The sequence below is a fragment of the Mycobacterium asiaticum genome, assembly GCF_001673635.1.
GTDB classification, from domain to species: domain Bacteria; phylum Actinomycetota; class Actinomycetes; order Mycobacteriales; family Mycobacteriaceae; genus Mycobacterium; species Mycobacterium asiaticum_C.
Genome location: NZ_LZMH01000008.1, coordinates 38285 through 61982, shown reverse-complemented (window position 1 = coordinate 61982; position 23698 = coordinate 38285). Strand labels below are relative to the sequence as shown.

The following is a 23698-nucleotide window of genomic DNA, read 5'->3' as shown; positions in this document are numbered from 1 at the left end:
CCACTGCGAACCTCTTACCCCAAACGCGAACCGACGCCCGGCCTGTGCGGATGAGGCACAGTTCGGGCGTCGGAAAGCCAGCTACTTGTCCGCGGCGTCCGCTGCGGTCTTGCGCTTGCCGTAGCGCTTCTCGAAGCGGGCCACGCGGCCGCCGCTGTCGAGGATCTTCTGCTTGCCGGTGTAGAAGGGGTGGCACTGCGAGCAGACCTCGGCCACGATCCGTCCGCCCGGCTTCGTGCTGCGGGTCTGGAACGAGTTCCCGCAACCGCAGACCACGGTGGTCTCCTCGTAGGCGGGATGAATGTCAGTTTTCATGCTGTCCTCTTCGTCGTCGAGCGCCCATTATGCCAGGTCAACTACTGCCTCCCAAAACAGCGGGAGGGGGGCTGATATTCCTGCCGGGCTGGTCTGCGAGTTAGTCGTTGTCCATGCTGCCCGGTGTCGTCTTGGACACCTGCACCAGGAACTCGTAGTTCGTCTTCGTCTTGCGCAGCTGCGACATCAGCAGGTCGATGGCCTGATGCGAGTCCAGACCCGACAGCACGCGACGCAGCTTGTGCACGATGCCGAACTCGTCGGGCGAGAGCAACAACTCGTCCTTGCGGGTACCCGAGGGGTTGACGTCGACCGCAGGGAACACCCGTCGCTCGGAGATCTTGCGGTCCAGCTTGAGCTCGGCGTTACCGGTGCCCTTGAACTCCTCGAAGATCACCGTGTCACCGGTGGAACCGGTCTCAACCATCGCGGTGGCGATGATGGTCAGCGACCCGCCTTCCTCGATGTTGCGCGCGGCGCCCAGGAAGCGCTTGGGCGGGTACAGCGCGGTGGAATCGACACCACCGGAAAGGATCCGGCCCGACGCGGGTGACGCGTTGTTGTAGGCGCGGCCCAGTCGGGTGATCGAGTCCAGCAGCACCACAACATCCTTGCCCTGCTCCACGAGCCGCTTGGCGCGCTCGATGGCCAATTCTGCTGCCTGGGTGTGATCGGACGGCGGGCGGTCGAAGGTGGAGGCTATGACCTCACCCTTGACCGAACGCTGCATGTCGGTCACCTCTTCCGGACGCTCGTCCACGAGCACGACCATGAGGTGGCATTCCGGGTTGTTGCGGGTGATCGCGTTCGCGATGTCCTGCAAGATCGTGGTCTTACCGGCCTTGGGCGGCGACACGATCAGCGCACGCTGACCTTTGCCGATCGGCATGATCAGGTCGATGACCCGGGTGGTCAGCCGGTCGGGCGTGGTCTCCAGCCGCAAGCGCTGGTTGGGGTACAGCGGCGTCAGTTTTTGGAAGTCGGGGCGCTTCTTGGCGTCTTCGACCGGTCCGCCGTTGACGCTGTCCAGGCGTACCAGCGGGTTGAACTTCTGCCGCTGGTTGGGCTGTTCGCCGTCCTTGGGCACCCGAACGGCGCCGGTCACGGCGTCACCGCGGCGCAGGCCGTTCTTGCGCACCATGTTCATCGACACATAGACGTCGTGCGGGCCGGCCAGATAACCGGAGGTGCGCACGAAGGCGTAGTTGTCCAGCACATCGAGGATGCCGGCCACCGGCTGGACGACGTCGTCCTCGCGGAGTTCGGTTTCGCCGCCGCCTTCGCCGGTCCGTTCACCACGACGCCGACGGTCGCGGAAGCGGCGTCCACGCCGGCCGCCGCGGCCCTCGCCGTCGTCGTCCTGCTGGTTCGAGCCGCCGCGCTGCTGACCGCCGCCTTGCTGGTCACCGCCCTGCTCGTTACCCGAGTCGGACGAGCGCTCCTCGGCCTTGGCGTCGCGCTCGTTGCGGCGCTCCCGGTCGCCTCGTTGCTGCTCGTCAGGCTTGTCGGGCTTGCCGGCGCCCTCGGCGCTCTCACCCTTGCCCTGTTCGGCCGCACCGGCCTGCCGGTTAGCGCTCCGCCGTTCGCGGCGACGCGGCTCATTGGGCGCGCCATCCTGCGTGTCCTGCGCCGGAGATTCCGGGGTGGACTCCGCAGCGGGCTCCGGTGCCTTCGACTCCTGGGCGGGAGCCTGCGGTGCGGACGCCTCGTCCTGCGCCGGCGTATCGGCCTTCACGGTCTCGGCGGCCGGAGTGTCGCCGGACGGCTTGCCGTTGGCCTGCCCGCGAATCTCCTGGATCGCGGCAATAAGCTCGTTCTTCCGCATGCCGGACGTGCCCTTGACGCCGGCTTGGTTGGCCAGGGCGCGCAGTTCGGGCAGCACCATGGTGGCCAGAGAGCCCGTCGGCGCGTTGGTTTTCGCCGCTGAGACAGCCCCTGAGACATCGGAAGTAGGTGTGGTCACGGCGCCCGACAGATTTTCGGAATCGGTGCTTTCGCCAGCCGTGATGAGGTCCGTATCAGTCACGGATTTCCTTTCTTGCCCCGCTGATCACATCAATCGGGGATTTCTGCATTGGACAGGCAACCAGGCGATTCGCCGAGTGCGCCCAATAATCGACTCTGAAACGATGGTCGCCAGGATCTGCGACGAAGTCCGAGAAGAATTGGTGTTTGTCCTAGCGTCAACGCAGTATGGATGCAGATGCAGATGCTGCAATTGCTGGACGGGTCCGAGGATAACCCGCTTCCTGGCGGGAAGCAAGCAACCCACCGGCAGGCTGCGGATCAACCCGAGACTGTCACTCCCGGCTTCCAGCGAACTCCATCGCCTGCCGTCATCCTCTTGATCGTGAATCCGTTCGCGGTTCCGTATTCCACCGCTTCGACGGGCAGTTCCGGCTCGGTACTCAGCACAATCAGCGAAGGACCTGCCCCGGACAGCGCCGTCGCAACATTAAGACGCCGCAGCAGCCCCAAATATTCCGCAGAAGACGGCATCGCCGGTGCACGTTGCGGTTGATGGAGCACGTCTTCGGTGGCGGCCATCAGCAGGTCCGGACGCTGGGTGAGCGCGACGACCAGCAACGCGACGCGGCTGACGTTGAACCGGGCGTCCTCGTGGCTGACGTGAGCGGGCAACAGGACCCGCGTCTCGGCGGTCAACGACCGCTCCTGGGGGATCGCAGCGAACAAATGGATGTCTTGATGCAGGGGCAGTGAGACCGCGGCGTAATCCGGCCGGCCGTCGCGCTGTTCGACCCAGGTAACCACCGCACCCCCGAGCACGGCGGCCGCGGCGTTGTCGGGATGGCCTTCGAACTCCGACGCCAGCTGGATCAGCTCGGTGTCGCTGAGCGGCTTCGAATCCGTCTGCACGGCAAGGCCGTTGACTGCCGCGAGACCGCTCACCACGGCCGCTGCCGACGAGCCCAGGCCCCGAGAGTGCGGAACGTCGTTGCGGCAGCGGACCACCAGCCCGGCGGCGTGCAGGCCCACCGCGTCCAGCCCGCGTTGAATGGCGCGCACCACGAGATGGTCAGGACCGAGCGGCACCTGGCCGGCGCCCTCTCCCTCGACGATCACCACCAAGCCGGAACTTGTTGTCTCCACGACGATCTCGTCACACAGACTCAATGCCAGTCCGAGACTGTCGAAGCCCGGACCGAGGTTGGCGCTGGACGCCGACACCACGGCACTCGCCACCAGGCCCGCGGGCAGGGCCGTCGCGGCGTCGACCACTATTCCAGGCCCAGCTGCTCGACGACCAGGACCGGGTCGACCGGCAGCGGGGACACCTTCGGCATGTCCTTGAGCGCCGTGTCGGGATCTTTGAGGCCGTTACCGGTGACCGTGCAGACCACGGTCGACCCGCGCTGCACCCAACCGTCGTCGATCGACTTGAGCAGGCCCGCGATGCTGGCCGCCGACGCGGGTTCGACGAACACCCCTTCGGCGCTGGCGACCAGGTGGTAGGCCTTGAGGATCTCCTCGTCGGTGGCGGCCAGGAAACGCCCGTTGGACTGCTGCTGAGCCTCGACCGCGGCGGTCCACGAGGCCGGGGCCCCGATGCGGATCGCCGTGGCGATGGTTTCGGGGTTGGACACCGGTTCCCCGTGTACCAGAGGGGCGGCGCCGGCCGCTTGCGTGCCGAGCATCCGGGGCAGCTTGTCGATCAGCCCGTCGCGGTGGTACTCGGTGTAACCCTTCCAGTAGGCGGTGATGTTGCCGGCGTTGCCGACGGGCAGTGCGTGCACGTCGGGCGCGGTACCGAGCGCATCGACAATTTCGAAGGCCGCCGTCTTCTGGCCCTCGATGCGCACCGGGTTGACCGAGTTGACCAGCGAGATCGTCGGGAAGTCGTTGGTCATCTTGCGGGCCAGTTCCAGGCAGTCGTCGAAATTGCCGTCGATCTGGATGATCTTGGCACCGTGCATGACCGCCTGCGCCAGCTTGCCCATCGCGATCTTGCCCTGCGGAATCAGCACGGCGCAGGTGATCCCGGCCCGGGCGGCGTAGGCCGCGGCCGACGCCGAGGTGTTTCCGGTGGACGCGCACAGCACCGCCTGCTGGCCGCGGGCCAGTGCGTCGGTGACGGCCATGGTCATGCCGCGGTCCTTGAAGGAGCCAGTGGGGTTGAGGCCCTCGACCTTGAGATGGATTGTGCACCCGGTCAGCTCGGACAGTCGCGGCGCCGGGATCAGCGGCGTCCCACCCTCGAACAAGGTGACCGGCGTCCAGTCGTCGCCCACCGGCAACCGGTCCCGGTATGCCGCGATAAGGCCCAGCCAGGGTTGGTGCACGGCCGTTCGCGGGGCGCTCATAGCTCGGTTCCTTCCAGTCGCAGCACGCTTTCTACGCCCTGCACGACGTCCAGGTCGGCCAGCGCGTCAACGGTCTCCGACAGCGCGGCGTCAGTTGCCTGGTGGGTGACCACCACGATCCGCGCGCCCACGCGTTGGCCGCCCTGGTCCACCACACCTTCCTGGCGGACTTCGGCGATGCTCACCTCGCGCTTGCCGAATTCGGCTGCCACCGCGGACAACACGCCGGGCTTGTCGGCGACGTTCATGCTGACGTAGTAGCGGGTCGCGATGAAACCCATTGGTGCGATGGGCAGTTGGGCGTACTTCGATTCGCGGGGGCCCCGGCTGCCCAGCACCCGGTTGCGCGCAGCCATCACCAGATCACCGGTCACCGCCGACGCGGTGGGCGCCCCACCGGCGCCCTGGCCGTAGAACATCAGCCGGCCGGCCGCCGCGGCCTCGACCACGACCGCGTTGAAGGCGCCGTTGACCGAGGCGAGCGGATGCGACAGCGGTACCAGGGCCGGGTAGACGCGGGCCGAAACCCGTTGCTGGCCTTCGTCGGTGGTGATGCGCTCGCAGATGGACAGCAGCTTGATGGTGCATCCCAGCGACTTGGCGGACTCGAAGTCCTCGGGAGTGATCTTGGTGATGCCCTCGCGGTACACGTCGTCGGCGGTCACCCGGGTGTGAAAGGCGATCGACGCCAGGATCGCCGCCTTGGCCGCCGCGTCATACCCTTCCACGTCGGCGGTCGGGTCGGCCTCGGCGTAACCCAGCGCGCTCGCGTCGGCCAGGGCGGTGTCGTAATCGGCGCCGGTGCTGCCCATTTCGGACAGGATGTAGTTGGTGGTGCCGTTGACGATGCCTGCCACCCGCAGCACCGTGTCGCCGGCCAGTGACTGGGTCAGCGGGCGGATGACCGGAATGGCACCGGCCACCGCGGCTTCGAAATACAGGTCGACGGCTTCGCTTTCGGCGGCTGCCGCCAATTCCCCGCTGGCGATGGACATCAGCGCTTTGTTCGCGGTGACGACGGACTTGCCGTGCTTGAGAGCGGACAGGATCGCTTTGCGGGCGGGCTCGACCGGGCCCATGACCTCGACGACGATGTCGACATCGTCGCGCGAGACGAGTTCGTCAATGTCGTCGGTCAGCAGTTCCACCGGCACGCCGCGGTCTGCCGCGACGCGGCGCACTCCGATGCCGCGCAGCTTCAGCCGGGCGCCGATGCGCCCCGCCAGGTCGTCGGCGCTCTCGTTGATGATGCGCACGACTTCGCTACCGACGACACCCAACCCGAGTACCGCTACACCAACGGCCTTCTCGTCACCGGCCACGGGTCACCTCACCTCCAAACTCAGCAGATCGTCGACGGTCTCGCGACGCAGGATCAAGCGGGATTTCCCGCCGCGCACCGCGACCACGGCGGGACGGCAGATCATGTTGTAGCGGCTCGACAGCGAATAGCAGTAGGCGCCGGTGGCGGCCACCGCAATCAGATCGCCGGGCCGAATGTCGTCGGGCACCCAGGTGTCGCGCACGATGATGTCGCCGGTCTCGCAATGCTTCCCGACGAGGCGAGCCTGGGTGGCCGGCGCATCACTGACGCGCGAAACCAGTCGGGCGTCGTACTGCGCGTCGTAGAGCGCGGTGCGGATGTTGTCGCTCATGCCGCCGTCGACGCTGACGTAGCGTCGATGCGCGCTGGCACTTACGTCGACGTCCTTGACGGTGCCGACCTCGTACAGCGTGATGGTGCCCGGACCGGCGATGGCGCGGCCGGGTTCGACCACCAGCTTCGGCGTCGGCAGCCCGGCGGCGGCCGATTCGTTGCTGACGATGGCGCTCAGCTTGGCCGCCAGCTCGGCGATCGGCGGCGGATCGTCGGCCGCCAGATACGAGATGCCCAGTCCCCCACCGAGATCGACGGTGGACACTTGCGCGGTCTTGTCGACACCGAATTCTTCGACGATCTGGCCCAGCAGCGCGATCACGCGGTGTGCGGCGATCTCGAATCCCGCGACGTCGAAGATCTGCGAGCCGATGTGGCTGTGCAGACCCACCAGCCGAAGGTGGTCGGCGGCGAAAACCTGACGCACCGCGGCCATCGCCGCGCCGCTGGCCACCGACAATCCGAACTTCTGGTCTTCGTGAGCGGTCGAGATGAACTCGTGGGTGTGTGCCTCTACGCCGACCGTCAGACGCACCAAGACGTCCTGAACGATCCCGGCCTCGGCCGCGATCGCGTCGAGCCGCTCGATTTCGAGCAAGGAGTCCACCACGACATGCCCGACACCGGCTTTCACCGCGGCCGTGAGCTCGCCCACCGATTTGTTGTTGCCGTGCAACGTGATCCGCTCCGGCGGGAAGTTCGCGTGCAGCGCGACCGCCAGCTCGCCGCCGGTGCAGACGTCCAGCGAGAGACCTTCCTGCTCGATCCACCGCGCTATTTCACTGCACAGGAAGGCTTTGGCCGCATAGTGCACGTGCACCCCGCCGCCGAACGCGGCGGCCGTCTCCCGGCAGCGCGAGCGGAAATCGTCCTCGTCGATGACGAACAGCGGCGTCCCGTACTGGGCGGCCAGTTCGGTGAGCTTCACACCGGCGATGGTGGCCACCCCAGCCTCGTCACGAACGGTGTTGCGCGGCCAGACATTCGGCGCCAGCCGCAGCAGCTCCTCGGCCGACTGGGGGCGGGGCGGGCCGCTGACGTGCCGGCTGTCCTCGGCGTGCCGAGGTCCGGCGGGGTGGACGTTCACATTCTCTCCGGGGCGGTGACTCCGAGGATGGCCAATCCGTTGGCGATGACCTGGCGGGTGGCCTGGCACAGCGCCAACCGTGCGGTGTGCAGCTCGGTGGGCTGCTCGTCGCCTTGCGGCAGCACTCGACACGAGTCGTAGAACCGGTGGTAGTCGCCGGCGAGGTCTTCGAGGTAACGGCATACCCGGTGCGGTTCGCGCAGGGCCGCCGCGGTTTTGAGCACCCGGGGGAACTCGCCGATGGTGCGCAGCAGCGTGCCCTCTTTGTCGTGGCTGAGCAGCTCGAGGTGGCCGGTGTCGGGGATCAGGCCGAGTTCGGCGGCGTTGCGGGCCAGCGCCGAAAGCCGGGCGTGCGCGTATTGCACGTAGTAGACCGGGTTTTCGTTGGACGCCGAGGACCACAGCGCCAGGTCGATGTCGATCGGGGTGTCCACCGAGGAACGGATCAGGCTGTAGCGGGCCGCGTCCACGCCGATGGCCTCGACCAGGTCGTCGAGGGTGATCACGGTGCCGGCCCGCTTGCTCATCCGGACCGGCTGGCCGTCACGCACCAGGTTGACCATTTGGCCGATCAGTACCTCGACGGTGGCAGGGTCTTCGCCGAACGCGGCCGCCGCGGCCTTGAGCCGCGCGATGTAGCCGTGGTGGTCGGCGCCGAGCATGTAGATGCACAGGTCGAATCCGCGGGCCCGCTTGTCCAGGTAGTAGGCCAGGTCACCGGCCACGTAGGCCGGCTTGCCGTCGCTCTTGATCACGACGCGGTCCTTGTCGTCACCAAAGGCGCTGCTGCGCAACCATGTTGCGCCGTCCTTCTCGTAAATGTTGCCGCTCTCACGCAGTTTCGCGATGGCCTCGTCGACGCGGCCGCTGGTGTGCATCGAGTCTTCGTGGGTGTAGACGTCGAAATCGGTGCCGAATTCGTGCAGCGACTCCTTGATGTGGGCGAACATCAGGTCGACGCCGATCTCGCGGAAGGTCTCGCGCATTTCGCCGGGCGGCAGGCTCAGCGCATCGGGCGCCTTCTGCAACACCTGCGCGGCGATGTCGCTGATGTAGGTGCCCGCATACCCGTCCTCTGGGGCGGGCTCACCCTTGGCCGCGGCGACCAGGGAGTCGGCGAAGCGGTCGATCTGTGCGCCGTGGTCGTTGAAGTAGTACTCCCGGACCACTTGAGCGCCCTGCGTCGTCAGGAGCCGGCCGAGTGCGTCGCCGACGGCGGCCCAGCGGGTGCCGCCGATGTGGATGGGTCCGGTGGGGTTGGCGGAGACGAACTCCAGGTTGACGTGGTGACCCGCCAGCAGTTGGGAATGTCCGAAGCCGTCGCCGGCGTCGATGACGTCGTTGACGATCTTGGCTTGGGCGGAAGTCTCCAGCCGCATGTTGATGAAGCCCGGTCCGGCCACCTCGGCACTGGCGATTCCGTCGGCCTTCGTCAGCGCCTCGGCCAGCCATCCGGCCAGCTCACGGGGGTTGGCGCCGACTTTTTTGCCAAGCTGCAGGGCCAGGTTGGAGGCGTAATCGCCATGCTCGGGGTTGCGCGGGCGTTCTACGGTGACCGTCTGAGGCAACGCGGACACGTCGAGGTCATGCTCGGCCAGCACCGCGGAGGCGGTGATTTTGAGCAGCTCGGCGAGGTCGGCGGGGGTCACGAGCGTCCATCCTATTGGCTGAGGGCCTCGCGCCCCGAATCCATTACCGGTGGTCGGACGATCACCCGGATGCGTTAGTCTGGCGGGGCTGTTCAAGCCCCATGGCGCAACGAGTAGTTTGTGCGCCCCCGTAGCTCAGGGGATAGAGCGTCTGCCTCCGGAGCAGAAGGCCGCAGGTTCGAATCCTGCCGGGGGCACCATCCGGGCTCGTTCAACACCGCCGGATGGCCCGATGGCGCGTTGCGGTGGACGAGGCGCAGACAACAACCTTCACACGAGGTTGATCCAAACGATCTGTGTCAACAGCGCAGCGGAGATGATCGCAAGGCCAACCTTGTCTGCGATGCGAAGGCGCGGCGTGGGGGTATCTGCCAAACGGAATTCGCGTGCGATGAGAAACAGCGGAAACGTACTGCTCAGTGCAGTGAGGAACCCGCCCACGATGTAAAGCCAAACAAATCTGATGCTGTGTCTTCTGGCCTCCACCACCATCAGAATCACTACGGCGATACCCAATACGGAGAGGTCGCCTGTGTACGCGCGGGATGCCGGTAGGACTCTGATGTCGGTCATGAAGTTGAACATGTACTCGTGCAGCGTGTAACCGAGAAAGACGGGACCCCAGGTCGCGAAGTACCCGACGACCGCGATCACGCCGTATACGGCACAGCGGATCTTGCGCGAAGTAGAGAGCGATGATGCCAGTTCAGCAGGGTGGTTCGCCATTGTCATGATCGTCACCGTAGATCGGAACGCGAATTCAGTCGGCTGCTTCGCTCGCGAATGATCGATCTAGAGCGCCTCCGCGTCCTCAAGCGCACCGCTCTATGACTTCCGAAGCAAGCCCGGCTTCAACGAGGCTTGCGCAGCATCGGCCAGATGGGCGGCGACCCACCGGCCTGTATGACGCCGAGCTCCTCGAACCCGTGCGCGGCGTAGAGCCGCCTGTTGCGGGGGTCGGTTGCTTCGAGGTACGCGGGCAGGCCGTCCCGGTCGCAGCGCGATGCAGCGTGCCGCAGTAGCGCCGAGCCCAGGCCGCCGCCCACCTTGAGCGCGTCGACGCCAATGAGAGGGAGGTACCAGTGGCGTTCCGTGGGGTGGTATTCGCCCATCTGCCCCAAGACGCCGAACACTTCTTCCTGGTCGGGTTCTGGCACTGCCTCTGTCGCGATCGCCGCCATGGCCTCGTCGTCCGACCCGACATCCGGCGGCAGCCACAGGGCCACTCCTGCGCAATCACCGACCGAGTCGGCCGTGCCAGCGGCGAATGCATTCCCGGCCAAAGCAATCACGAATTGCGGCCAGTACGTCAAGTAGCGACTTGCATCAGGCAAGAACCAGCGGGCGATGGGATCACTGCTGAACGCGATCGTGAGCGTGGCGATCGCTCTGCGCTCGTCGGTGGTCGGAGTCACCCGGCTTGCCTCCGAAGTCGTCATGTGCTGACGATACGCACCGCTCTCCCGAAGAAGCAGCTCATACCGCTGGAAGGCTCCCCACGCCGCTGGGCGTAGCGCGGGGAGCCTTCTGGTCAGCGGATCAGCTCGCCGGAGCGGGAAGCCCGCCCGGGGCCGGGCTCGACGGCGACTCGCTAGGGGTGTCGCCGCCCGGGATGTTCGACGTCCAGATGAGGATGTCTTGAAGCCCGTCGTTATAGACGACACCGTTAGCAGGCGCACCCGTCACGTCGAAGTACAGCGTGCCGGTCGATTCGTTGCCCTGCGGGATGGGTGCCGGGTTGAGACCACCGGGGACCTGCGCCTTGTCGATCAGCTTGTAGGTCTGACCGTTGGGCCCGCGAGCGCTGAAGTTCTTCACCATCGGGGTGACGGTGCCGGCATCCGACCTGGCCGTGATGTCTGCCTGGTAGAGGGTGCCTTTGGGCGTGTAACCAGGAATAGCCACAGTGCTCGGCTGCAGGTTGCTCACCGTGTAAGTGATAGTCATCGGCCCGTTGATCAGCTGTTGACTGGACCCGAAGGGCTGGACATTCGGCGGCGCGGCCGAGGCGACTCCTGCGCCGAATGCGGCTGCCGCAGCTATTCCCGCAGCACCGATAGCCGCCTTAAGTGTCGTGATTGTGAACCTCACGATGGGCTCCTTCATTTACTCCGCAATTATTCGAGCGGTCGCCCAGTCGGTGGATAGACCGCACTTGATCGGCATTAACCAAAAGTTGCCGCGCCAAACCTACATACCCCGCGGAATGCCGTTAGCCTGCGTACGCGTTGCGGTGAACTAGGCCGAACGTGTCTGCGTCCCAGCATGATTCGCCAGCTGCACGACTCAGCCGACTCATACAATAACGGACTAATTGTCGTGCGAAAGAACCTGCGAGGGGGGTGCCGATGGTGCGTATTCCATGCCGAGGCCCCACGGCATGGAACCAGGGATTCCGACCTCAGGGGAAAAATCCGAGCCATAGAGGTAGTCAAGTCGCGTCGGAATTCGCTCCGACACCATTCGCCCAGCAACCAATTCGCGAAGGTGTTCTACCGTCGCTTCGTCCTTCGGGCTGCTATCGGCTAGCCGGTAGGCCGCGATCCGACTCGTGAGGACGCCGGTCAGCGCCTGAAGGTCCCGACGCTTGCGCAACATGATGGAGATACGCAGTGCGAAGTAATACGGCTTTGGGGCCGGATGAGTACTATTGGACGCAACGAGAAACCTGAGCGTCGTCCCCTGCCATTCCCACGCCAGTATCCAGGGAAATCTCAATTCGCCCACCAGTGCGGCGCCGTCGGTCGTCTTCGCAAAGGTGCGGCCGCTGGTGGATTCTCCCCCGGTGAATCCACCTACTATCCGCGCCCGGAACTTGCGGTAGTTCGCGCAGATGTACACCAGCCGTGATTCGGTCAAATAGCTTGAAATGGAGACTTTGTTCAACGAAATGGAGGGGCGCCAAGTGATCCCGCCCCTGGGCACCTCCCAGAGATGCTCGACCACAAACTCGTTGGCCTCGACGGGTCCGATGACATCCCCGTCGTTGGCATCAAGTTTCAGCGACAGGTCGCTGTTCAATTCCGGCAGGCCAAGCACTTCCGGCATCCCCGGCCGATGAACGTCGAGAAACGCATATGTCATTGAAACGACCTCCCGCCGTTGCGGTTTCACCTTCAGAACCCGTGCCGCCGCCCCCTAACGGCAGGCACGCGCCGAGCCCTTCGCGAGTCACGCTACGCCAGCGCCGGTCAGGAATGCGGCTTTTGACGGCGCCATTTGAAACACCCGGACAGCCATGGAATTTCGTCTTGTCCGCTCGGTTCCGGAGCTAGGCTGACGCCGTGCGGGAACACATCACGATCGCGGCTCGCTTGCTCGAGGTCATGGAGCTCGACATCCTGCCGATGACCGCGCGGGGAGTCGCGAAGGGCAACAAGATCTTCGGCGCCGCCCTGCTGCGAAAGTCCGATCTGTCGGTCGTCATCGCCGGCACCAATGCAGAGACGAACAACCCGCTGCTGCACGGAGAGATCAGCACGCTGAACCAGTTCTACGAGATGCCCGACCGGCCGCCCACCGGTGAGTTGATCTTCCTCGCCACACACGAACCGTGCCCGCTGTGCCTATCCGCCATCACGTGGGCTGGATTCGACAACTTCTACTACTTCTTCAGCTACGAGGAGTCCAGGGATGCGTTCGGCATTCCCCACGACCTCCAGATTCTCAAAGAAGTCTTCGGGGTGGACAACGGCGAGTACCGGGCAGTCAACGCCTTCTGGTCCGCGTATTCGATCCCCGAGCTGATCAACGCCGCACCGCAGCAAGAGCGCGACGCGCTCAGTCAGCGCGAGCAACAAGTCCGGGCCCGCTACGCGGAGCTTTCCGACCAATATCAGCTCGCCAAGGCCGACAACAGCATTCCATTCGACTGACCGGCGCAAGGCCCTTGTGACGCCCAGCTCAACGGCCCACAATCGGTTGCACAGCAAATTTGATTGAGGGCCGCCGTATGACCATTTCTCGCGTTCTCCTGGCGGCTGCCGTCGCGGTCATTCTTGGCCCGGCAGTTCCCTTGGCTGTCCCGAGTATTGCCTGGGCGTCAGCATTGGCCGACGGAACGTACCGGTTCGACTTCGACGGCAGTAAACAGACCGTCGATGGCGCGCCCAAGCCGACCGGTTCGCATTCCACCTTGATCGCTATGCGCTCCGCGTGCCGACCTTCCGGCTGCGTCGCGACGGCTTGGGACACCTCGATCGGCCCGACGTGGCTGCAGCCACCCGAGGAAGGAGCGCTCGTCTTCCGCGAGAATCGCGACCAGTGGGTGGCGACCAGGTGGAAAATGTTCACCTGCAACAACACCATCAAACAGGGCACCGAAACTCTTTCCTTCCAACTGAAACCCGACGGAACCTTCGTCGGCGTCAGCACTCAACTGGAGGCGCCCTGCGCACCCATCGTCATTCCGTTCACTGCGACCCGGGTAGGTGATGTGGCTCCGGACGTCCAGGTGGCCGACCCCAGCAGCGTCTGAGCCGGCATTCCGGCATGGCGCACAGAAATGTACATAATTCGCTGAATACAGAAACTTCTGTACTATGGTGGCATGCCGCAAGTGAGCAATATCGATGCGCTGGCACGCTTCGGACATGCGCTGTCCGACTCGACCCGGACCCGCGTCCTGCTCAGCCTCAACCGTGAGCCCAGCTACCCGGCGCAGCTGGCCGACCAGATCGGCGTCTCGCGGCAGATCCTGTCGAATCATCTGACTTGCCTGCGCGGGTGCGGCCTCGTTGCCGCAGTCCCGGAAGGACGCAGGATGCGTTACGAGCTCGCCGACCCCCGGATCGGGCACGCCCTCGACGACCTGATGGGCCTGGTGCTCGCGGTTGACCCGAACTGCGTGAGCGAAGCCGGCACCTGACCGCAAAGGAATGTCGATGTCTCGAATAACCGCCCAAGCCCGTGCCGTCTACCGCGATGAGATGGCGGCCGCCAAGAGTGCTGAGACAGCGGACGCCCGCTGGCATCACCTCGAACGCGCGCACATCGTTTCTCAACCGGATCCATGGCTGCACACCCAGAACCATGTGGCGATGTTGCTTCTTGCGGTCCGCCAACACGACCGGCAAGAAGCGTTCGGACAGGTGGTGCGGATCGTTTTGGCGGCTCCCGGATCACTGACCGGCAGATATCCCGAGGGCAATACCGGCCGAACCGCGGCCGGGCTCATGACACCGATGCCTACGCCGCCGGACCTCGCCAGAGCCACTGCCGGATAACCTGTGAGCACCGACCTTCGGCCCGACTCCGATGAGGTGGTCAACGTGACAGGTACGCAACGCGGCGACGCCGGCGACCGATCGCTGATCGAGGACGCTCTGAGCCACGTCCGCGATGCGGCGCCCGTCGGCTGGCAGCGGGTGCGCGTCGAATTCATGTCGGCCGCCGAGCCGCCGTTCGCGCGGGGATGGGCGGTGGTCGGGTCGGACACCCTGCCGGTGCCGGTGCTACCCCGAGCACTGGAGCTGCTTACGGAATATCAGCGCCGCGCCGTGGCCGGCGATGGGGCCGGATTCCGCAAGGTCATCATCGAGTGCGACTACCTGGAGGCGGTGAGCGTGCACACCGAACCCGCGCACACGTCCGGCCGGGCGGCGGGCTCGAGCGGAGAGCGCGGAGGCCGGCTTCGCAGAATGTGGTCGCGTCGATAGCGAACGCATTACGCAACGATTCCCGGAATAGGTGACATGTCACGCATGTTGCAGGGTGTATCCGCACATGTGAACGACGAAGGGAATCGATGATGGGTCAATTGGACGGCAAGACGGCTCTGGTCACTGGCGGCACCTCCGGCATCGGACTGGCCACCGCACAGCGACTGGCGGCCGAAGGAGCGCACGTGTTCCTGACCGGACGTCGCCAAGATGTCCTGGACGAGGCGATCGCCACCATCGGGGATGCGGCAACTGGGGTGCGCAGCGACGTTTCGCGGCCCGAGGACCTCGACGCCGTGGCGGCAGCGATCCGGGCGCGTGGACGCGGGCTCGACATCGTTTTCGCGAACGCCGGCGGCGGAAACTTCGCAGCGCTGGGCGACATCACCGTCGAGAACTTCAACGACACCTTCTCAATCAACGTCGGTGGCACCTTGTTCACCGTGCAGAAGATGCTGCCGCTGCTGAACCCTGGCGCCTCGATAGTTCTGACCGGCTCAACGGCGGCATACAACGGGACGCCCGCGTTCACCGTGTACGCGGCCAGCAAGGCGGCGATCCGCTCGTTCGGACGGACGTGGGCCGCCGAGCTTGCCGACCGCGGGATTCGGGTGAACACCGTCGTCCCGGGTCCGGTGGAGACACCCGGGCTCAAGGGCCTGGCACCCGCGGGTTCTGAGCAAGAGTTGCTCGATGCCGAAGCTTCGAAGGTGCCCATGCGGCGGCTCGGACGTCCCAGCGAGATTGCCGCCGCAGTTCTGTTCTTGGCATCAGACGAGAGCAGCTTTATGACCGGCGCCGAGCTGTTCGTCGATGGCGGCGCAGAACAGGTGTGAGCTATTCGGACGCCTGTGGCCCGAAATCGGGCTTGGGAAGGGCTCCTTCGCGCAGGATCGTCTCGTAGACGGCGGTCAGTATCTCAGCGAGCTGACGCTCTTGGTCACTGTCGATGCCGGCGAAGAACAGCCGCTTGACATGAGCCGCGTGTTTGGGGGCGGCACTGACCAGTTCGTCTTTCCCTTGCGCGGTCAGCACGACGTCCGTGCCGCGCCCGTCACTGTCCGAGGCAACGCGATCGACGAGACCGCGACGGCTCATCCGTTGCAGGTGGTGTGACAGCCGGCTGCGCTCCCAGCCGATCACCGTCGCCAAGCTGGACAGCTGGGCACGGTGGCCGGGCGCGTTCGACAAGGCGTTCAGCACGGTGTAGTCGCTGAGTGACAAGCCGCAGTCGAGTTGGAGTTGGCGGTTCATCTCGTACTCGAGGCGATGGTAGACCCGCATGTAGCTCAGCCAAGCTTCTTGTTGCAGCCGGCTCAGGCGGTGGGAGTCCGAGGACGAGCTGCCCGAGTCAGTGCGCATTCAGCGAGACCCGCCCCACCTCGGCCAAAGCCGATGTCCCCCGGGGCTGTTCGAAGATCACCACCGCTTTGCGCCCATGGATTTCCAGGGTGGCGATGGTGTTGCCGAACAGCGGTCCGCAGACGTTGGCCCACCTCATCGGCGGCGAGGGGAGCCCCCGCCTGCGCAACCACCACTTGGTGAGAGCAGCCGCCGGCCGAGTCCAGCCGAGCATGAAGGCCGGTTTGATGAACAGTGGCACATAGTTGTGCACCGGCGAGCACACGAGCTGGTGCACCGTCGCGCCGTCGGGTTCCACTCCTTCGAGTTCAGCGCGTGCGGCGTAACTGTGGTGAACATCGCCGGACAGCACGCTGATCGTCGCCGGGCCGCGGGGATGATTCGCGATCCGGGCGATCATCTGCCCCAGCCGTACGAACGACCTGCGAAACGCCGGCCAATGCTCGAAATCCACCTCCTGGCGGATCTTTTCGGCGAACCTCCCTCGGCGGCCGGGCAGGTCCGCCGCGTACTCGTTGAGCGACTCCAGGTCACCGATTGCCGGTGGCATCAACCAGGGCACCGACGACGCCAGCATCAGGTGGTCGTAGCGATCCGGGTCTTCCTCGGCATTCGATTCCACCCACGTGAACTCCTCGTCGCCGATCATCATGCGCTCGCCATGCTCCAGGATGCGACCGTTGCGCGAGTCGATCATGATCAATCGGGTACGGCCCAGTTCCCAGCGGTAGCTGAACCGAACTCCCTTGTGCGAGTCGACTTCTCGGTCCGCCCGCTCCGCGAGTTCAGCGAGGATCGGCCAGGCGTCGCCTTCGGCGGCGAGCAGGCGCTGAACGTCTTGGTCGCCCGCCAGGTCTTCAGGACTCAGATTGCCCAGGTGTTGATACACCCAATACGAGGCCAACCCGGCCTTGATCCGCTCACGCCACCACGGCACCTTCGCCATTTCCGCCCGCCACGGAGCCGAGGTGTTCCAGTCGTCGCGGATGTCGTGATCGTCGAAGATCATGGCGGTCGGCACCGTCGACATGAGCCACCGGATCTCGGGGTCACCCCACGAATGGCGATACAGCCGCTCGTATTCACCGAAACTGACCACCTCGTCCGGTGGGCGGCGACCCCGCTTGTTGCGGCGCATCCGGCGGTCGGCCACCCGACGCTGCTCATCAGGCGGCAACTCATCAGCGTAGAGCTGGTCGCCGAGCATGATCGCCGCATCGGGCCAGTCCTCAATCGGCAGGCCGGCCATCCGCCCCGCATAGCAATCCAGCGCGTCGAGCTTCAGCTTGGCCTCGAGCCTCGTGTCATCGGTCTTCGGGTAACGGCACGAGCCGAAGATGGCCCGCACCCGATCCGCACCGGCAGGGCCGCGGATGCGGATCACACTCGGGGGGAACTTCGCGAACTCTGGGTCCTCCAGCGGCCACGCCGTGCGGCCGTCGACCCGCACCTGGTACTCGGTCACACTGTCGGGCGCCAGACCGGTCACGAGGACAAGGGCGAAATGAAAGCCCTGCACCTCGAAGGTCCGCGCCGAACAGCCGAGGACGTCGACGGTGGCCGGGCTTTCGGTCTGCACCCAGATCAGCGCCGTCGTATCCGAGACGTGCCGTAACGCCGGACCAAGGATCAACCCCATCGAACTCACTTTATGGGTACCGCCCAGCGCCCGGAAGGATCCTGACGCAATCAGGGGATCTGCCGCACGCTGAACTTTCGCGCAGCCTGATCGAAATCTGCCGAAGTCCTGTAGGTATTCGCTATGAACCCCCAGACTAGGCGAGTAAGCTGCGATTTTGCCGATACACTTTGGCTACATTGCCCATAGGCAATGAAATTTTGGCGTGAGGCAGCGACATGTTCAAAAATGCAGTACTTGCAGCGGTTGCACTATTATCGGGAGCTTTGTTCAGTCCAGCGCCGCTGGCCGGCGCCGAGGTACCCAAAATGCAGGGCGTCTACGCGTACACCGAATCCGACGGTGTGGCCGCCACCTGGACCATCACCACGACGTGTGCGCCGGACTGCGTCGCCCATGTCACGACCGCGCCCGGGCATGGGTTCGCCGCTCCCCTGGTCAATGGCCGGCACACCGTCACGCGCAGCGTCCCCGACGGCGTGACATGCCCGCCGTACCAGCTGGGCGACAACGGCTCGTTGTGGGACGGCGGCACCTGGCCGGTGACCGTTCGGCAATGGTGGGACCCGGTCACCCTCAACGGCGGGGTCGATTTCCTGGGCAGCCCATCACCCTGCGGAATTCCGAACCCACAGACCTCATTCACGCTCAGCCGCATCGGCTAGCAACCGTCAAGGATTCTCCAAGAAGTCCCCAAGGACTCCCCCGCAATCTGGTTCTCAACACCCCGCTTCGGCGGAGGAGACCAAAGGGGAGAGGGACATCATGGCGAACCAATCACGCCGGCACCTACGGCCGGTACGCGACGTCACGGCGCCGAAGCTGCAATACCGCACCATTCACGGCCACCGCCGCGCCTTCCGTATCGCGGGCTCGGGCCCGGTCATCGTGCTGCTGCACGGGGTGGGCGACAGCTCCACCACGTGGGAGCCCGTGCACGCCAAGCTTGCCCAGCGCTTCACCGTCATCGCCCCCGACATGCTGGGGCACGGCGAGTCGGACAAGCCTCGCGCCGACTACTCGCTAGCCTCCTTCGCCAACGGTCTGCGCGACCTGCTCACCGCGCTCGAGATCGACCGCGTCACGCTGGTCGGGCATTCCCTGGGCGGCGGCGTTGCCGCACAGTTCGCCTACCAATACCCGCAGTTCGTCGAGCGCGTCGTGCTGGTCAGCGCCGGCGGCGTCACCAAGGATGTGAGCATCGCGCTGCGCTTCGCGGCCATGCCGCTGGGCGCCGAGGCGCTCTCGATGCTGCGGCTACCAGGAGCGGTCCCCGCGATGGGACTCGTCAGCCGCGCCGTCGGCACGGTCGTGGGCTCGACCCGATTCACCCGCGACGTGGCCAGCCTGCCCCGCCTGGTCGGCGGCCTGAGCAAGCCCGGCGCCGTGTCCGCCTTCGCGCGCACGCTGCGCGGCGTCGTCGACACCCAGGGCCAGTACGTCAGCATGCTGGACCGCAGCTACCTGATGCACGGCCTGCCGGTGCAGATCATCTGGGGTGAAGACGACCTGATCATCCCGGTCAGCCACGCTCGGCTGGCACACCGGCAGATCCCCGGCTCGCGGCTGGAGATCCTGCCCGAATCGGGACACATGCCGCACGGTGACCACCCGGACCGCTTCGTCCAGATCGTCCACCAGTTCATCGACACGACCGAACCCTACGAGTCCGACCCGGAGCTGGTGCGCAAGGCGCTGCAGACCGGCGTCGCCCAGTACGCCGAATACTCGCCGGCCGACAGCGACCTCGCTTAACCCGAACAGCTATTCGCGCGCGGCATGATGTCTTTATGGCCGTGCCGCAACGCTCTCGTCCGGTGCTGGATACCGGCCGCAAGCCCGCGGAACTGCTGCGGTGGGTCGCCGTCGTCGGTGCCGTGCTCGGGGCAATCCTGTACTCGAACTGGATATTGGAAGTCGTCTTCCGCCGCACCTTGCCCGACCCCGATCTGTACATCAGCGAACTCGCCGCGGCCGACCAGCCGTACGCCGAATGGTTTCGGTCCTGCGACATAGCGGCGGCGGTGGTCCTCGTCATCGCGGCCGCCGCCGCCCTGGTCGGCGTCCGCGGCGGGCGATGGAGTCGCCGCGGCTGGTGGGCGCTCGTGCTCTTCGCCGCGGCGACGGTACTGGACAGCACCCTGTGGCGGCTCGTCTGCGCACCCAGTTCCGACGCCGTGTGCGCAGCCCGGGAAGGATCGCGCACCGTCCCGATCGGCCATCAGCTGCACTGGTTCAGCAGCGGGACCGTGCTCACCGCCGCGATCGCGTCGTTGCTTGCGTTCGTCATCGCCGACCTGCGCGAGGGTGCGTCGCCGCGAGTTCGTCGCCTCGGGCGGTTCATGCTGGGGGCATTGATCGGAACCTCGATACTGACCGGGATCGCGATCCTGATCGACAGCGCCGACGTCGTCGGTGTGGTCGGGATCGCCCAGCGGGCCGAGCTTGCCGTGTTCGCCGGCTGGCTGATCTATGTCGCGTTGCGTACCGCCCGCGCGCCAACCCCATGACGGACCGCGTCGATCTCGAGGCCGGCGGGTACCGGACGCGGATCCTGGTGGACGGACACACCGGTCCCGTCGTGGTGTTGTGCAGTGGCCTCGGCGGCCGCGCCCTGCACTGGGGTGACACCGCGGCACACCTTGCCGGCGACCACACGGTGGTGCGCTTCGATCGGCCGGGCGCTCCGGTGGCGCCGCCTTTGAGCGGCCGCCGCACGGTCCGAGCGGAGGCCGACCGGATAGCGGCCGTGCTCGACGCACTGCGCTGCCCCGGGGAGGCGGTGCTGGTGGGCCATTCCGTTGGCGGCTTCTTCGCCGAAGCCTTCGCGCGGCTATACCCGCACCGCACCCGCGCATTACTGCTGCTGGACTCCAGCATCGCCCCGGACCGCCGATGGCTGCCCACCTTGCCGCTGCCCACCAAGCTCGCGGCCGCCACCGCCGTACTGAGGGTGCTGGGCAAAATGCGGCTGACCCGGCCGCTGAGCCGCATGGGCCTCCACTTGGTGCAGCGGCGACGACCCGGCGGCCTCGACACTAAGACTCGCAACGAAATACGCTGTACTACAAGAGATTCCGGATTTCCGCTGGCGCTGCTGGCCGAATACCTGGGCTACTATGAACTGGCGGCCGAGCTGTGCACACTGCGGGCCGTCTACCCGCTACCGCCGGTGCCTCGGATCGTCGCCACCGCCCACGCCGGTTGGCGCACTCATCGCTGGCGCACGCAGCAGATCCGATTGGCCGCGGCGCTCGGTGCCGAGCACGTCACCATCGCCCCCGCCGGACACCTCCTCATGATCGAACGGCCGCTGGCTACCGCGGAGGAGATCCGCCGGATCGGGCGAATTGAGCCCCCGCAGTAGCGGTGATGCCGCGTAAGATTCGCCCAAATATCCGCGCTCGAGCTCGCTGAGCAACGGCGACGTGGCGGCCGTTGTCGGCCGAGGAGGGGGCACGACCGTGGGCATGCGGGACATGATCCGAGGCGAGTTCGTCGACATCATCGAATGGCTCGACGATACGAACACCACCCTGGCTTGGCGTTTTCCGCGGTATGACAACGAGATCAAGAACGGCGCGCAACTGATCGTCCGCGAGGGCCAGCGAGCCATGTTCGTCTATCGGGGCCAGCTCGCCGACCAGTTCACTCCCGGTCACTACACCCTCACCAGTGAGAACATGCCGATCCTGGGCACGCTGCAGGGTTGGAAGTACGGGTTCAACAGCCCGTTCCGGTCCGAGGTGTACTACGTCAACACCCGGCCGTACCCCGACTTACGTTGGGGCACACCGCAACCCGTGACCGTACGAGATCCGGACTTCAAGATGGTGCAGGTCCGTGCCAACGGCACCACCGTGGTCCGGGTGACCGACCCGACCGCGTTCCTGCGCCAAGTGCTGGGCACCCAAAGTGTGGTTGACATGGATCAGATCACCGAACTGATCCGTCGCAACATCGCTCTCGCCTTCAACGACATGGTGATGGGCAGCGGTCTCGGCGCCATCGATCTGCAGGGCCGCCAAGTCGAGTTGTCGGACAAACTGCGCGAGTTCGTGGCCCAGCGCGTGCAGGCGTTCGGCCTTGGGATCGACGCGGTCACCATGACGATCTCGCTGCCCGAAGAGATTCAGCAGGCGATGACGCGTGGGGTGGCGCGCGGCCTGGAAGAGAGCAGCTTCCTCAACAACGTCGGCGACCTCGACCGCTACGCGCGGGCCCGTCAAGCGGACGCGATGCTGGCGGCGGCACAGAACGAGGGCGGCGGCGCCGCGGGTTCGGCGATTCAGGCGGGCCTGGGTGTGGCCCTGGGCGCTCAGATGGCCAATGCGGCGCAGGGCGGTTATGCCCAACCGCAACAATTCGCGTCACCCCAGCCGCCGATGCAAGGCGCCCCACCGCCGTTGCCGCCACAACAGCTCTTCCACTTCGAGCAGGCCGGCCAGCCTGCCGGCCCCTACCCCGTCAACGCGCTGCGGCAATTCGTCGCAAGCGGACAGCTCACCCGCGACACCGTGGTGTGGACCGAAGGGATGCCCAACTGGGCCCCGGCGTCGACCGTGCCCGCTCTGCAAACGCTGTTCAACACACCGCCTCCCCTGCCGGGGACCCCTCCGCCGCTGCCGCAGCAATGACCTTCGATCCAGGGCCGCCGCAGCCGCCGCCGCTCCCCCGTCGGCCCGGCCCGCCGCGGCCGCCGCCGTTGCCGCGACGCCAGCCCGGTCCCCCGCCGCTGCCGAGGCAGCCAGCGGGCCCGCCACCGCTGCCCCGCCCGCAGGCTGGACCGCCACTGGCGCCGCCACCACGTCGCCCGCCCGCGCACCCACCGGCGGCGGCGCCGGCCATGTTTCACAGCACCGAGCGCACCCGCACCTACCCGTGCGCGTCGTGCGGGGGACAGCTCAACTTCGACATCAGCAGCCAGAAACTGCGCTGCCCGAACTGCGGCAATTACTACGACGTCACCGCGCCGAACACCCCGGTCAGATCGCGCGAACTGCACAGCGCCATGCAGCAACTCAGGGAGCTGCAACGGCGCCACGACGCACCGAGCGTCAACGGGATGCGTGAGGTCGCATGCCAGAACTGTGGCGGCACAACGGAGTTCGCGGGCAGCCTGACGGCCACCAAGTGCCCCTACTGCGCGACACCGATTCAGCGCGACGACGTGCACAACGCTCCGGCCCGGTTGCCGGTCGACGGCGTGGTGCCGTTTCGCGTCGACGAGAAGCAGGCCCGCTCACTGATTGAGAAGTGGGTGACCAAGCGCTGGTTCGCGCCCAACGACTTCAAGAAGTACCGCGAAATCGGTGCGTTCTCGAGCCTGTACACCGCCTACTTCACCTACGACGCCGATACCGACACCCAGTACGAGGGTGAACGCGGCGAAGATCACCGGGTCCGCGTCGGCACCGACGACGACGGCAACGCCATCTACGAGACCCAGACGCACTGGTATCGCGTCTCGGGGCAGGTGCGCAACACCTTCGCCGACCTGCCGGTACTGGCCAACGAGGGCGAGAACCTCAACCGCAAACGCATCAAGTCGCTCGAGCCGTGGCCGGTCGAACAGGCCAGGGCGTTCTCGCCCGAATTCGTCGCCGGCCACCTGTGCCGCACCTACGACAAGGACGCCGAGCAGGCGCTGCCCGAGGCCAAGCAGGAGATGGAGAAGGCTGTCGAACGGACGGTGCGCTCGGACATCGGCGGTGACCGTCAGCGGGTCCACCGGCTGCGCACCACCTGGAATTACCTGGGCTTCAAGCACATTCTGCTGCCGATCTGGCTACTGACCGTGCTCTACAGCGGCCGGCCGTTTCAGGTGTGCATCAACGGCCTGACCGGCGAAGTAGCCGGTGACCGGCCGTGGAGCAGGGTCAAGGTCGCGATCGCGGTCATCTGCGCAATCCTGATCGTGATCCTGGCGATCGCGATCTGGAGTTATCTGCACTCGCACGGGCATCATTCGAGTAGGTCGCCGTCCCGCAACATCCATAGGAAGTAG

The 23698-nt window shown here is 65.9% G+C and carries 25 protein-coding genes and 1 tRNA gene; 13 read left to right on the top strand and 13 right to left on the bottom strand.

Translation table 11 applies throughout. From position 1 onward, the window contains the following. Nucleotides 1-81: 81 nt before the first annotated feature. The 7 genes from rpmE to argS all read right to left on the bottom strand — a co-directional run bounded on the left by rpmE (nucleotide 82) and on the right by argS (nucleotide 9030). On the bottom strand, nucleotides 82-315 hold the full coding sequence (gene rpmE, locus A5645_RS02205; RefSeq protein ID WP_065038508.1) for a 50S ribosomal protein L31: 234 nt from the start codon (nucleotides 313-315) through the stop codon (nucleotides 82-84). 100 nt (nucleotides 316-415) lie between these two features. Beyond that, on the bottom strand, nucleotides 416-2341 hold the full coding sequence (gene rho, locus A5645_RS02200; protein WP_065038507.1) for a transcription termination factor Rho: 1926 nt from the start codon (nucleotides 2339-2341) through the stop codon (nucleotides 416-418). A gap of 260 nt (nucleotides 2342-2601) precedes the next feature. Continuing rightward, complete coding sequence (thrB, locus tag A5645_RS02195) at nucleotides 2602-3534, bottom strand: homoserine kinase (RefSeq protein WP_065038572.1); 933 nt, start codon at nucleotides 3532-3534, stop codon at nucleotides 2602-2604. A gap of 20 nt (nucleotides 3535-3554) precedes the next feature. Next, on the bottom strand, nucleotides 3555-4637 hold the full coding sequence (gene thrC / locus A5645_RS02190; protein WP_065038506.1) for a threonine synthase: 1083 nt from the start codon (nucleotides 4635-4637) through the stop codon (nucleotides 3555-3557). Continuing rightward, nucleotides 4634-5959 (bottom strand): homoserine dehydrogenase, encoded by a 1326-nt coding sequence (locus A5645_RS02185; RefSeq protein WP_065128342.1) that lies wholly within the window; start codon nucleotides 5957-5959, stop codon nucleotides 4634-4636. The genes thrC and A5645_RS02185 overlap by 4 nt, the downstream gene beginning before the upstream one ends. 3 nt (nucleotides 5960-5962) lie before the next feature. After that, nucleotides 5963-7381, bottom strand: a complete 1419-nt coding sequence (gene lysA / locus A5645_RS02180) for a diaminopimelate decarboxylase (protein WP_065128341.1) — start codon at nucleotides 7379-7381, stop codon at nucleotides 5963-5965. Beyond that, the gene (argS, locus tag A5645_RS02175) at nucleotides 7378-9030 is read right to left on the bottom strand and encodes an arginine--tRNA ligase (protein ID WP_065128340.1); all 1653 of its coding nucleotides are present in this window, start codon (nucleotides 9028-9030) and stop codon (nucleotides 7378-7380) included. Before argS ends, lysA begins: the two co-directional genes overlap by 4 nt. Before the next feature lie 124 nt (nucleotides 9031-9154). Between argS and A5645_RS02170 the strand changes: the two genes are divergently transcribed. Then, nucleotides 9155-9230, top strand: a tRNA-Arg gene (locus A5645_RS02170). Nucleotides 9231-9300: 70 nt separating this feature from the next. Here A5645_RS02170 and A5645_RS02165 read toward each other — a convergent pair. The 4 genes from A5645_RS02165 to A5645_RS02150 all read right to left on the bottom strand — a co-directional run bounded on the left by A5645_RS02165 (nucleotide 9301) and on the right by A5645_RS02150 (nucleotide 12114). Further along, complete coding sequence (locus A5645_RS02165; protein ID WP_065128380.1) at nucleotides 9301-9762, bottom strand: DUF2834 domain-containing protein; 462 nt, start codon at nucleotides 9760-9762, stop codon at nucleotides 9301-9303. A 119-nt stretch (nucleotides 9763-9881) separates the two neighbouring features. Then, complete coding sequence (locus tag A5645_RS02160; RefSeq protein WP_065128339.1) at nucleotides 9882-10469, bottom strand: GNAT family N-acetyltransferase; 588 nt, start codon at nucleotides 10467-10469, stop codon at nucleotides 9882-9884. A gap of 100 nt (nucleotides 10470-10569) precedes the next feature. Beyond that, on the bottom strand, nucleotides 10570-11121 hold the full coding sequence (locus A5645_RS02155; RefSeq protein ID WP_065038570.1) for an MPT63 family protein: 552 nt from the start codon (nucleotides 11119-11121) through the stop codon (nucleotides 10570-10572). 219 nt (nucleotides 11122-11340) lie between these two features. Next, nucleotides 11341-12114 carry a hypothetical protein gene (locus A5645_RS02150; RefSeq protein ID WP_155767809.1) on the bottom strand — a complete coding sequence of 258 codons (774 nt, stop codon included), beginning with the start codon at nucleotides 12112-12114 and terminating at the stop codon, nucleotides 11341-11343. A 200-nt stretch (nucleotides 12115-12314) separates the two neighbouring features. On the opposite strand from A5645_RS02150, the gene A5645_RS02145 reads away from it, so the two are divergent. From A5645_RS02145 to A5645_RS02120, 6 genes are all read left to right on the top strand, one after another. After that, nucleotides 12315-12905: a tRNA-specific adenosine deaminase gene (locus A5645_RS02145; protein ID WP_253866834.1), complete on the top strand. Its 591-nt coding sequence runs from the start codon at nucleotides 12315-12317 to the stop codon at nucleotides 12903-12905. Between the two features lie 173 nt (nucleotides 12906-13078). Beyond that, entirely contained in the window at nucleotides 13079-13507 is a 429-nt protein-coding gene (locus A5645_RS02140) for an Rv2253/PknI dimerization domain-containing protein (RefSeq protein WP_065038500.1), read from the top strand. Between the two features lie 72 nt (nucleotides 13508-13579). Then, entirely contained in the window at nucleotides 13580-13897 is a 318-nt protein-coding gene (locus A5645_RS02135) for an ArsR/SmtB family transcription factor (protein WP_065128338.1), read from the top strand. Nucleotides 13898-13913: 16 nt separating this feature from the next. Then, nucleotides 13914-14255 carry a DUF3703 domain-containing protein gene (locus A5645_RS02130; RefSeq protein WP_065128378.1) on the top strand — a complete coding sequence of 114 codons (342 nt, stop codon included), beginning with the start codon at nucleotides 13914-13916 and terminating at the stop codon, nucleotides 14253-14255. A 3-nt stretch (nucleotides 14256-14258) separates the two neighbouring features. Continuing rightward, complete coding sequence (locus A5645_RS02125; protein WP_065038497.1) at nucleotides 14259-14687, top strand: hypothetical protein; 429 nt, start codon at nucleotides 14259-14261, stop codon at nucleotides 14685-14687. A gap of 92 nt (nucleotides 14688-14779) precedes the next feature. Then, complete coding sequence (locus A5645_RS02120) at nucleotides 14780-15526, top strand: SDR family NAD(P)-dependent oxidoreductase (RefSeq protein WP_065128337.1); 747 nt, start codon at nucleotides 14780-14782, stop codon at nucleotides 15524-15526. A gap of 1 nt (nucleotide 15527) precedes the next feature. Here the strand turns inward: A5645_RS02120 and A5645_RS02115 are convergent, their stop codons facing one another. Both A5645_RS02115 and A5645_RS02110 read right to left on the bottom strand, forming a co-directional pair. Further along, nucleotides 15528-15974, bottom strand: a complete 447-nt coding sequence (locus A5645_RS02115) for a MarR family winged helix-turn-helix transcriptional regulator (RefSeq protein WP_253866833.1) — start codon at nucleotides 15972-15974, stop codon at nucleotides 15528-15530. Nucleotides 15975-16041: 67 nt separating this feature from the next. Continuing rightward, a complete protein-coding gene (locus tag A5645_RS02110) occupies nucleotides 16042-17691 on the bottom strand; it encodes an alkaline phosphatase D family protein (RefSeq protein WP_065128335.1) in 1650 nt (549 codons plus the stop codon). 266 nt (nucleotides 17692-17957) lie between these two features. On the opposite strand from A5645_RS02110, the gene A5645_RS02105 reads away from it, so the two are divergent. The 6 genes from A5645_RS02105 (at nucleotide 17958) to A5645_RS02080 (ending at nucleotide 23698) form a co-directional block, all read left to right on the top strand. Continuing rightward, nucleotides 17958-18356 (top strand): hypothetical protein, encoded by a 399-nt coding sequence (locus A5645_RS02105; protein ID WP_065034943.1) that lies wholly within the window; start codon nucleotides 17958-17960, stop codon nucleotides 18354-18356. Between the two features lie 100 nt (nucleotides 18357-18456). Beyond that, nucleotides 18457-19446, top strand: a complete 990-nt coding sequence (locus A5645_RS02100) for an alpha/beta fold hydrolase (protein WP_065128334.1) — start codon at nucleotides 18457-18459, stop codon at nucleotides 19444-19446. Between the two features lie 35 nt (nucleotides 19447-19481). Continuing rightward, entirely contained in the window at nucleotides 19482-20201 is a 720-nt protein-coding gene (locus A5645_RS02095; RefSeq protein ID WP_065128333.1) for a DUF998 domain-containing protein, read from the top strand. Further along, nucleotides 20198-21058 (top strand): alpha/beta fold hydrolase, encoded by an 861-nt coding sequence (locus tag A5645_RS02090; RefSeq protein ID WP_065128332.1) that lies wholly within the window; start codon nucleotides 20198-20200, stop codon nucleotides 21056-21058. The genes A5645_RS02095 and A5645_RS02090 overlap by 4 nt, the downstream gene beginning before the upstream one ends. Before the next feature lie 103 nt (nucleotides 21059-21161). Then, on the top strand, nucleotides 21162-22328 hold the full coding sequence (locus A5645_RS02085) for an SPFH domain-containing protein (RefSeq protein WP_253866832.1): 1167 nt from the start codon (nucleotides 21162-21164) through the stop codon (nucleotides 22326-22328). After that, nucleotides 22325-23698, top strand: coding sequence for a TFIIB-type zinc ribbon-containing protein (locus A5645_RS02080; RefSeq protein WP_253866831.1), 1374 nt, complete (start codon nucleotides 22325-22327; stop codon nucleotides 23696-23698). Before A5645_RS02085 ends, A5645_RS02080 begins: the two co-directional genes overlap by 4 nt.

What these genes read in the sequence shown, in the direction of transcription:
- thrC (WP_065038506.1), bottom strand. Translation starts at nt 4,637, where the DNA reads ATGAGCGCCCCGCGAACGGCCGTGCACCAACCCTGGCTGGGCCTTATC.
- A5645_RS02115 (WP_253866833.1), bottom strand. Translation starts at nt 15,974, where the DNA reads ATGCGGGTCTACCATCGCCTCGAGTACGAGATGAACCGCCAACTCCAA.
- A5645_RS02130 (WP_065128378.1), top strand. Translation starts at nt 13,914, where the DNA reads ATGTCTCGAATAACCGCCCAAGCCCGTGCCGTCTACCGCGATGAGATG.
- A5645_RS02095 (WP_065128333.1), top strand. Translation starts at nt 19,482, where the DNA reads ATGGCCGTGCCGCAACGCTCTCGTCCGGTGCTGGATACCGGCCGCAAG.
- A5645_RS02085 (WP_253866832.1), top strand. Translation starts at nt 21,162, where the DNA reads ATGCGGGACATGATCCGAGGCGAGTTCGTCGACATCATCGAATGGCTC.
- A5645_RS02090 (WP_065128332.1), top strand. Translation starts at nt 20,198, where the DNA reads ATGACGGACCGCGTCGATCTCGAGGCCGGCGGGTACCGGACGCGGATC.
- A5645_RS02160 (WP_065128339.1), bottom strand. Translation starts at nt 10,469, where the DNA reads ATGACGACTTCGGAGGCAAGCCGGGTGACTCCGACCACCGACGAGCGC.
- rpmE (WP_065038508.1), bottom strand. Translation starts at nt 315, where the DNA reads ATGAAAACTGACATTCATCCCGCCTACGAGGAGACCACCGTGGTCTGC.
- A5645_RS02135 (WP_065128338.1), top strand. Translation starts at nt 13,580, where the DNA reads ATGCCGCAAGTGAGCAATATCGATGCGCTGGCACGCTTCGGACATGCG.
- A5645_RS02100 (WP_065128334.1), top strand. Translation starts at nt 18,457, where the DNA reads ATGGCGAACCAATCACGCCGGCACCTACGGCCGGTACGCGACGTCACG.
- A5645_RS02150 (WP_155767809.1), bottom strand. Translation starts at nt 12,114, where the DNA reads ATGACATATGCGTTTCTCGACGTTCATCGGCCGGGGATGCCGGAAGTG.
- A5645_RS02110 (WP_065128335.1), bottom strand. Translation starts at nt 17,691, where the DNA reads ATGGGGTTGATCCTTGGTCCGGCGTTACGGCACGTCTCGGATACGACG.
- A5645_RS02165 (WP_065128380.1), bottom strand. Translation starts at nt 9,762, where the DNA reads ATGACAATGGCGAACCACCCTGCTGAACTGGCATCATCGCTCTCTACT.
- A5645_RS02080 (WP_253866831.1), top strand. Translation starts at nt 22,325, where the DNA reads ATGACCTTCGATCCAGGGCCGCCGCAGCCGCCGCCGCTCCCCCGTCGG.
- A5645_RS02120 (WP_065128337.1), top strand. Translation starts at nt 14,780, where the DNA reads ATGGGTCAATTGGACGGCAAGACGGCTCTGGTCACTGGCGGCACCTCC.